Origin of the sequence: Roseomonas chloroacetimidivorans (genome assembly GCF_049629625.1) — a bacterium.
Classification (GTDB): Bacteria; Pseudomonadota; Alphaproteobacteria; order Acetobacterales; family Acetobacteraceae; genus Roseomonas; species Roseomonas chloroacetimidivorans.
Genome location: NZ_JBNBZS010000146.1, coordinates 1 through 8,161, shown reverse-complemented (window position 1 = coordinate 8,161; position 8,161 = coordinate 1). Strand labels below are relative to the sequence as shown.

8 protein-coding genes and 1 pseudogene are annotated in these 8,161 nt (G+C 65.8%); 5 read left to right on the top strand and 4 right to left on the bottom strand.

Features of this window, described 5'->3' with window-relative positions:
- Both ACO1BU_RS34890 and ACO1BU_RS34885 read left to right on the top strand, forming a co-directional pair.
- Nucleotides 1–722: sensor histidine kinase (locus ACO1BU_RS34890; protein ID WP_424140501.1), on the top strand; the 722-nt coding region annotated here is incomplete at its 5' end.
- Nucleotides 707–1,327, top strand: coding sequence for a response regulator (locus tag ACO1BU_RS34885; protein WP_424140500.1), 621 nt, complete (start codon nt 707–709; stop codon nt 1,325–1,327). The genes ACO1BU_RS34890 and ACO1BU_RS34885, both read left to right, overlap by 16 nt.
- Before the next feature lie 778 nt (nt 1,328–2,105).
- Here the strand turns inward: ACO1BU_RS34885 and ACO1BU_RS34880 are convergent.
- Both ACO1BU_RS34880 and ACO1BU_RS34875 read right to left on the bottom strand, forming a co-directional pair.
- Entirely contained in the window at nt 2,106–4,124 is a 2,019-nt protein-coding gene (locus ACO1BU_RS34880) for a sensor histidine kinase (RefSeq protein ID WP_424140499.1), read from the bottom strand.
- A gap of 335 nt (nt 4,125–4,459) precedes the next feature.
- Entirely contained in the window at nt 4,460–6,142 is a 1,683-nt protein-coding gene (locus tag ACO1BU_RS34875) for a PAS-domain containing protein (RefSeq protein WP_424140502.1), read from the bottom strand.
- 281 nt (nt 6,143–6,423) lie between these two features.
- Here ACO1BU_RS34875 and ACO1BU_RS34870 point away from each other — a divergent pair, with 281 nt between their 5' ends.
- Entirely contained in the window at nt 6,424–6,579 is a 156-nt protein-coding gene (locus ACO1BU_RS34870; protein WP_424140498.1) for a hypothetical protein, read from the top strand.
- 35 nt (nt 6,580–6,614) lie between these two features.
- Nucleotides 6,615–6,740, top strand: coding sequence for a DDE-type integrase/transposase/recombinase (locus ACO1BU_RS34865; protein ID WP_424140497.1), 126 nt, complete (start codon nt 6,615–6,617; stop codon nt 6,738–6,740).
- On the opposite strand, the pseudogene ACO1BU_RS34860 reads toward ACO1BU_RS34865, so the two are convergent.
- A pseudogene (locus ACO1BU_RS34860) lies at nt 6,718–6,891 on the bottom strand (IS5/IS1182 family transposase); the annotation flags it as partial. The gene ACO1BU_RS34865 and the pseudogene ACO1BU_RS34860 sit on opposite strands and share 23 nt — an antisense overlap.
- Nucleotides 6,892–6,925: 34 nt before the next feature.
- Between ACO1BU_RS34860 and ACO1BU_RS34855 the strand changes: the two are divergent.
- Nucleotides 6,926–7,330, top strand: coding sequence for a tripartite tricarboxylate transporter substrate-binding protein (locus tag ACO1BU_RS34855; protein ID WP_424140496.1), 405 nt, complete (start codon nt 6,926–6,928; stop codon nt 7,328–7,330).
- A 188-nt stretch (nt 7,331–7,518) separates the two neighbouring features.
- Here ACO1BU_RS34855 and ACO1BU_RS34850 read toward each other — a convergent pair.
- Nucleotides 7,519–8,161, bottom strand: a 643-nt coding sequence (locus tag ACO1BU_RS34850; RefSeq protein ID WP_424140495.1) for an SDR family NAD(P)-dependent oxidoreductase, incomplete at its 5' end; no start/stop codon positions are given.

The following is an 8,161-nucleotide window of genomic DNA, read 5'->3' as shown; positions in this document are numbered from 1 at the left end:
CGCCGACGCCGCTCGACCCCGCTGATGATCTCCATCCCACCCACCTGCCCTTACCGACACTCTTACGAACGTCAGTAAGATCAGCGGGCACCCAGGCCAGGGAAGGCGGCCGTCGGCGGATGGGTACGCTGAAGCTTCAGGCCGCACTCCACGAACACACAGTTCCGCTTGAGCTGAAAGCGCGCATCGGCGAGGTCGGCACCCTGCTCGCGGCAGAGCAGCGTGAACTCCGAGGCTTTATCACGCGCCTGCGGCCTGGATCGGCCTCCTTGGCCTCGGAGACGTCCGTGGATCTCGCCAGCTACCTAGAGCAGTTGGCCAGCGGGCTACGACTACAATGGGGGATGGATGTCGTGCTCCAGCTCGAGCCGGAGAAGGCATCTGTATCGGGCCGGCTGGCTCATCAACTACGCCACATCCTACGGGAGAGCGCCGCCAATGCAGCGAAGCATGGGAAGGCACGTCAACTCACCATTGCTGCTGTACTCGGAGAGGCGGCGCTCACGCTTGAAGTCAAAAACGACGGAATATGCTTGCACGAGCAAGGGACCTTCGACGCTGATGAGCTCCGGCAGGGCGGGATCGGCCCACGCTCGCTGCGTGAGCGCGTCGCGGCACTGGGCGGCATGTTCACGCTCAAATCGGATTCCTGTGGAATTCGCCTTACCATAGTGATTCCGCTGCAAGACCCAGGAGGGGGAGCCTCATGGCCCGGATCATGATCGCCGATGACCATCCGATCGTGCTGGAGGGATTGGCAGGACTTCTGACCAGGGCAGGCCACGAGGTTGTCGCGCGGTGCACCACAGGAACCGAGGTTCCAGCCGCAGTGGTGCGGTCGCATCCGGACCTACTGCTGCTCGATCTTAACATGCCGGGCGAGGATGGACTGCAACTGCTGCGCCGCTTGGCGGCGAACGGCTCCCGGCCTTTTCGGATCGTACTGCTCACCTCCAGCATAACCGCTTCACAGGCTGCGGAGGCGGTGCGGCTGGGTACGAATGGCTTGGTTCTAAAGGAGGCGGCTCCTCTGGTGCTGCTGGAGTGCATTCAGGCGGTCATGGCAGGCCGCCGCTGGTTGGACTCCGAAGTTGCAGAGCGGGTTCTTGGGACCCGCGGGGAGCAAGGTGCCGAGACTTCGGGCCGCCAGCTTAGCCCGCGAGAGAGGGACATCGTGGATCTTGTGCAGCGCGGCCTCCGGAACCGGCAAATCGCCGAGCGTTTAAACCTCACCGAGGGAACAGTGAAAGTGTACCTCCACGGCATCTACCAGAAGGTGGGCGTGACGAGCCGAATGGAGTTGGCTACCAGAACTCGGCAAGTATGAGCGGTCCTGTCAGCACTCACGCCAAACTTGGTGGCGCGAGCTGGGTGTCGGACTCCGTCTACGATGCCTGGAGAATGGCGAGAACAGCAGCGGCACGACGGAGATGATTTAGGCGACGGCGGTTGGCGGGGACGGGCTGGTCCTGGCGGGTGCAGGGGCGGAGGAAACCACCGAGTTCGTCACGGCGTCCGCAGAACCGCTCGGCAGAGGCGACGCTCTTGACGCCGCATACATCGTATGCGCCCTTTCACGCTCCGGTGATCCTGCTCAAGTCCGCTATTTTTGTGCGCGCTGGTCCGGTGCACGACGATTGGCCAACCGGGCCATGGATGCGGGCGGACCTTTAAGCAGTGCCGATCGAGCGTGCTAGCCGTCGGCTTTCCTCAATCCGGCACAACGGTCATCAGGGACCGCATGACCGAACGTTACGTCGCTCTCCGCCCCTCGCCTGAATGTCTCCCTGACAAACCAAGCGGAAGACTTGCCCTTCTTAGGGGCACAGATCTTCACGCCCGTCATTCCCTTCTCGATCTGCCGTAGACCAAATGCGCGGGCCTCAGCGTAGGTTAGGAAGGGCGGTGTCTCGATCACACCGCGTTGGTCGGCTGCAGCGTCTCGATAAATTCTGACGACAAAGCTCGGACTGACGGGACCATCCTCATCTATGCTCAAGGTCTACGGGCTGCCGACCGCGACCAGCCCCAGGTGTTTCGCGCTCCGTGGCATGCGACAGGGGGCCACCGCCCCCGCCACCAACTCAATCCAGGTGGCCGGCCCGTCACGCCATCGCGCTGACGAGGATGCGCGCGAGCGGCAAAGTGATTTCGCACACCAGCCCGGAAGGCGCCCAGCTCCGCTCCACCACGCCTCCCAGCTGCCCACGGATGGTGGAATCCATGAATCGCGAGCCAAAACCGCGGCGGGTCGGTGGGCCCGGGATGGGCGGCCCGCCCTGTTCCGCCCAGCGCAAGCGGAGCAGCCCGTCCTCCCCGGCCCGGCGCCCGACACGCCAGGTTACCTCGACCGTGCCGCCTGGGTTAGAGAGCGCCCCGTGCCTGGCCGCATTCGTGGCCAGCTCGTGCAGCACCATCGTCAGTGGCTGCACCGCTGCCGGAGAGAGATGGACCTGGGGTCCGTCCAGCGAAAGGGCCGCGACCGTTCCGGAGGCCACTGTGTGGACTGCCAGTTCCCGCTCAACCACGGCACGCAGGTCGGCGCCGGACCAGCCATCATCGGCGAGCAGCGAGTGGGCCCTCGCCAGAGCGCCCACGCGCCCCTCGACCGCTGCGGCGAAGGCTTTCGCCTCGTCGGCGGGTGTCAGGCGCAGAATGGACTGGACCACCGCGAGGGCGTTCCTGGCACGATGATCAACCTCGCGCGCCAGCGTTTCCCGTCGCCGTGCGCCCTCCACCTGCTCAGTCACGTCCATCGAGACCCCTGCGATCTCGCGGACGCTTCCATCCGCGTCGGCTGTGGCCCGGCCGACCGAGCGCAGCCAGCGCACCGTGCCGTCCGGCCAGACAGCGCGGAATTCGGCCTCAAAGTCGTCCGTCTTGCGCTCCAGAACTCGCCGCACTGCCTCGCGCACGACAGGGCGGTCGTCCGGGTGAACTGTCTCGAGGAAGGCCGCGAGACTGCGGATTGAGCCGCCCGCTCGGCCGGTCAGCCGCTCCGCGCGCCCCGGCGAGCTGTTCATCACATCGGCAGTTGGGTTCCAGTCCCAGGCGCCGACCCTGGCTGCTTCCAGGGCCCGGGCGAACCGGGCCTCACCTCGGCGCAGGGCCGCTTCCGCCTCGGCGATGCTGGCTCGGAGCGCCTCAAATTCGGTGACACCCGAGGGGGGTAGCCCCTGCAGCGTGCCGCCAGCGCTGGTCACGTCTCTCGCCTTCCGGGTGAGAGCGTCGATTGGCACAACGATCCGGTGCCCAAGGGCCGCCGCCCAGGCAGTCGCGGCGAGGAGGACCATTCCGCCGCCGATGCCGAGGCCGAGAAGTGGACGCTGCCAGCTGGCCCGATAGGCCGCGGCTGGCTGGGCCACCCCCACCCTCCAGCCCGGCGCCCTCTCGAGCCGGTGCTGGGCGTAGATCAACTTGCGCCCATCGATCGAGCGAACGGGGCCAGTGCCGGTTGCCTCGTCATCAGGGATGAGCGCACTCCAGTCGGACGGCGCAGCGGCCCCGAGGAGACGCTCATGGCTTTGCGAGCGTGCAACCACTCTCTGGCGCGCATCGGTGAGCGCCGCGACAGTGTCGTCCGAGCCGGCGACCTGTGCTGCGAGCAAGCCAGCGAGCCGTTCGGGTTCGAGCCGGGTTAGGAGAACCAGGACGGTGCGGGCGTCGCGCAGCACCGGAACGGCTACCACAACGAGATGCCGGCTGGAGACCGCGCCGACCAGCAAGTTGCTGATGGCGGGCTGGCCCGTGCTGAAGACAGCACGGACCGCCTCGGCAGCATTGGTCCTTGGAAGGGCCTCGCCGAAGGGCCGCTCCGTGGTCATCAGCTGAGAGAGGTCTGGGGCAACCACCACGATGGGCGAACGGACCGCCTCGGCGACGCGCTTGGCTTGCACGTAGAAGCCCTCGAGTTCAGCGGGGCCGCGGTCGAGCAGTGGGGAGGCGGCCACCGCGGCCAAGGTCGTGAGATGGCTGTTGACTTCGGCGTCGACGGCGAGTGCCAGGCCACGAGCCGAGTCTTGCAACCGGTCCTCAAACGCCTCGCGGTAGCTTCCGACCGCGTGCCACACGGCCGCGCCCCCCACCCCGAGTGCCGGGACGGCAGTTACAAGCGCCAGCACCACCAGATGGGCTCGCAGGCCGCGCGTCCGCCGCGCCGCGGAAGGAGCCGTCGTCGCGCGGGGAGTCGGGGCGGACCTGCCTGAAAGCCGCGACGTGGCAGCTTCCTGTAATGACACGGGTCTCCCGTCCTCCAACTATGCGGAGCCGGCGGGGCGTATATTCGACGCGATCAGCACCGCGCCTTGCCTTGAGGATCTCATACAACCGAAACGTGCATCACGCGCGTAAGTTGAGCCTCGGCCAAGGCGCTCGGCAGGGATTCTTGCCCGGATGCTATCCTTCGGGCTGACGCCATGCCCAAGCTCCTGATCGGTCAGGTTTCCTAGGTCGCGCAGCCTCAGGCCGGGCCGGATGCACGTACCGTCAGGCGCGCATCGAGCACCGCACGGATCGCGCGCGCCAGTCTAGATAGTTCGTAGGGCTTGATGATGGTGTCGCTTTCCAGGCCAGGCGCGACATCGCCCGAAGGTGCGTTGTCTGGACCGCCGGAGGTGTAAAGGATGGGCAGATCTGGCCACCGCCGCGTGGCCTCGCGGGCAAGTTGGCGCCCGTCTATGCCAGGCAACCCAAGATCCGTGAACAGGATGGCGATGTCTGGTGTGGTCTCAAGGATCGTCAATGCGGATGAAGCATCCTGCGATGAAAGAACGCGGTAACCCAGCGCCTCGAGTCCTTCGGCGGTGTAGGCCAGGATGTCCGGCTCATTCTCCACCACCAGAATTCTTTCGCCCCTCCCCGCGAAGCGGCTGATGTCCATCGGCTGTGAGGGAGACGTTCGGTCCACATCCTCGATGATGAGGCGGGGGAGATAGATGGTCACAGCCGTCCCGATCCCCGGCTCGCTGTCAATCTTTACATGCCCACCGGCCTGGGCGGCGAAGTCGACGACCTGATACAACCCCAGCCCAGTGCCCTTCCCTGCCCCCTTTGTCGTGAAGAAGGGTTCGCAGGCATGCGCGGCCACCTCGCGGGGCATACCAACGCCCGTATCCCTGACTGTGATCTGAACAAACTCGTTCCCAGGAAGCGGGACAGAAACCAGTCCAGTCGCAGCGGTACGCATGGCCTTCGCGGTCTCGATCGTCACCGCTCCACCTTTCGGCATCGCGTCCCGCGCGTTGGTCATCAAGTTCAGCAGAGCGATCTCAAGCTGGTTTGGGTCAACCAATACCGTCCAGGGGTCATCCATGAGAGCAAACTCAACCGCGATATTGCCCGCGGCCGATTGGCGGATGAGATCGGACAGGTCCGTAACCAGCGCATTCACGTCAACAGCTTGACGCTTGCGCGGCTGGCGTCGCGAGAAGGCCAGAAGACGTTGTGTCAGGGAGGCAGCCCGCCGGGCGCCACTTCGCGCCACCTCAATGCCATTGCGGGCTTTCTGCAGGTCGGAGGCATTGAGCGCACGCTCCGCCTTATCAAGATTCCCAAGAATGATCATGAGGAGATTGTTGAAATCATGGGCTACACCGCCCGTGAGATGCCCGACGGCCTCCATCTTCTGCGCCTGCCGAAGCTGCTCCTCCGCCTGCCTGCGGGCCGTCACGTCGGTATAGAGTGTGACGAATCCGCCATTCGGGAGAGGATTGCGGCGCAGTTCCATGACACGTCCATTCGGCCTGGTCCGCTCGATTGTCCCGGAGCTTCCACCGGCCTGCAGCAGCGCCATGCGCCGCGCGACCTCCGTGTCAACATCGACCTCGCCGAACTCCCCGGCAGCGGCCTGGACGCGCAGGATGTCCGCCATGGGGAGCCCGACCCGCAGCATTGCTTCCGGGACCCCCGTAAACTCCGCGAAACGTGAATTCCACTCCACAAGGCGCAAATCGGCGTCGAGCATCATCACGCCATCCGTCATGCCAGCGAGAACGACCGCAAGCCGCTCAGATCTGGAGCGCTCCAGGGCACCATGGCTCGTGTTGCGAATACATTTCGCAACGGCCAGGAACTCACACCAGGCACCTCGTACCCGGCCGCCAAGCGAAACCAGGCCCAAACTTACCCGCCTCCATTTGGACACCGGTACATCCCTCCTACCTTCGGGAACCCCCTTCAATCATATCCAGCGGCAGACCTCACGACTGGCAGCGGATCAACCAGCAACCAGAACGAACGACAGCCAGAAAAGCTGCGCGATGGTGAATAACGCTATCCATTGCGGTGATGCGCGGCCATTCTGAATATTTCGAATCCGGCCAACATTCTGCCTGCTTCCTCGAACCGCATTGCTGTCGCTAGAGTTCGGCGGCCCCACAGTATCCTAGGACGCTGCTTCCGCAGCGCTTGCGGATGGTGGAAGAGATGCTGGCCTTCCGCGGCATCGTGGTTAGCCACGAAACACTGTGTCAGTGGAGCCGCAAGTTCGGTCAGGCTTTCGTCAATCAGATCCGCCGCCGGCTGCCCCGCGCCGGTGACAACTGGCACCTGGATGAGGTGTCCTCAAGATCAACGGTGTGACGCACTGGCCCTGGCGCGCTGTTGATTAGACCGGGATGGCACTCGATGTGCTGGTGCAGGGCCGACGGGATAAGCAAGCTGCCAAGCGGCTACTCAGAAAACTGCTTAAGCGTCAGATGCGGCCACCACGCGTCATGATCATCGACAAGTTGGGGTGTTGAGGATGGCGCAGCGGATCTGGACTTCGGCGACCTGACGGGCGGGGCCGCGGGAGGCGAGGCGCTCGCCGAGGCGCTTGAGGCGGGACCTGGCCGTCTCGGCCAGGCTGCGGCGGTGGTACCCACTCCATCGCTTCCACAGCCGCCGTCCGAGGTGCCCCCATGTCCCCTATCGCGGCGGAGCGCAGATGACGACCTCCGTCATCCAGGGCGAGACCGATCTCTGCCTTCTCAGCCTCACCACCGCCCTACCGCACCTCCGCGCCGGATTGCTCGTCGCGCTCGCCGTCGCGTCCGACGCGCCGCTGGCGGAGCTGCCCGGGGTTCCCACCATCGCCTCGGTCGTGCCAAATGCCGCCGCCCGCGCCTTCTGGTACGGCTTCAACGTACCAGCCGAAACGCCGGCCCCGCTGATCGAGGCGCTGCACGCCGCGCTGAAGGCCGCGTTGGAAGCGCCGGAGACGAGGGCGTCCCTTCGTCCGCTCGGCATCCAGGTGGTCGCGTCGTCGCCCCAGGACTACCGCCGCTTCCTGCTGGAGGAGACCGAGCGCCGGTCCGAGATGGCGCGCTTCGCGGGCGTGGTGCCGGAGTGACCGAGGAAGCTCCGGCAGACCTCTCCACAGCCGCTTTGCGCCCATTTCGATCCTCCGCATAGTGTCACCGGCCGCCTGGAAGCGGACATACCACCCTGCGTCTGGATGGTCTCACCGGACGAAGGGCCGCCGGTCTGCGAGCGGCCGGCGGCTGCGTGAGCGCGTGTACTCCGCTGGCTCGTAACAGGTCAGACCTGCCGCATCCCACCATCGACACAGAGTTCAGCGCCCGCGATGAAGCTCGCCTCGTCGCTCAGGAGAAACAGCGCTGCCGCCGCAACTTCCTCCGGGCGTGCCATGCGGCCGAGCGGGATCTGCACGACAAGGGCCGCGCGCACCTCATCCGTCGTGGCCGCCATCATCGCCGTGTCCGTGGGGCCTGGGCTGACGACGTTCACGCGGATGCCGCGCGGCGCCAGTTCCGCGGTCCAGGTGCGCGCGTAGGAACGCAGGGCCGCCTTGGTGGCGGCATAGGTGCCGTAGTGGGGAATGCCCGCCATGTCCGCGATCGACCCGATGAGCACGACCGAGCCACCCTTGTCCATGGCGCCGGCCGCCGCATGGAAGGCGAGAACAGGGCCGCGCACATTGACCAGGAAGTGCCGGTCGACATGCTCCGGCGTCTCCTCGGCCAGCAGCGCCGGTTCGGAGATCCCGGCATTGAGCACCAGCGCGTCGATACGGCCATACGTGTCCCGCACCGTGGCGACGGCCGCCGCCACATCTTGCGCCACGCTGGCATCCGCTACGAGGCCGCGTGCTCCCCGGCCGATTGTGGCGGCGGCCATCTCCACCGTTTCGGCACGACGCCCGGTGAGAAAGACCGTCGCA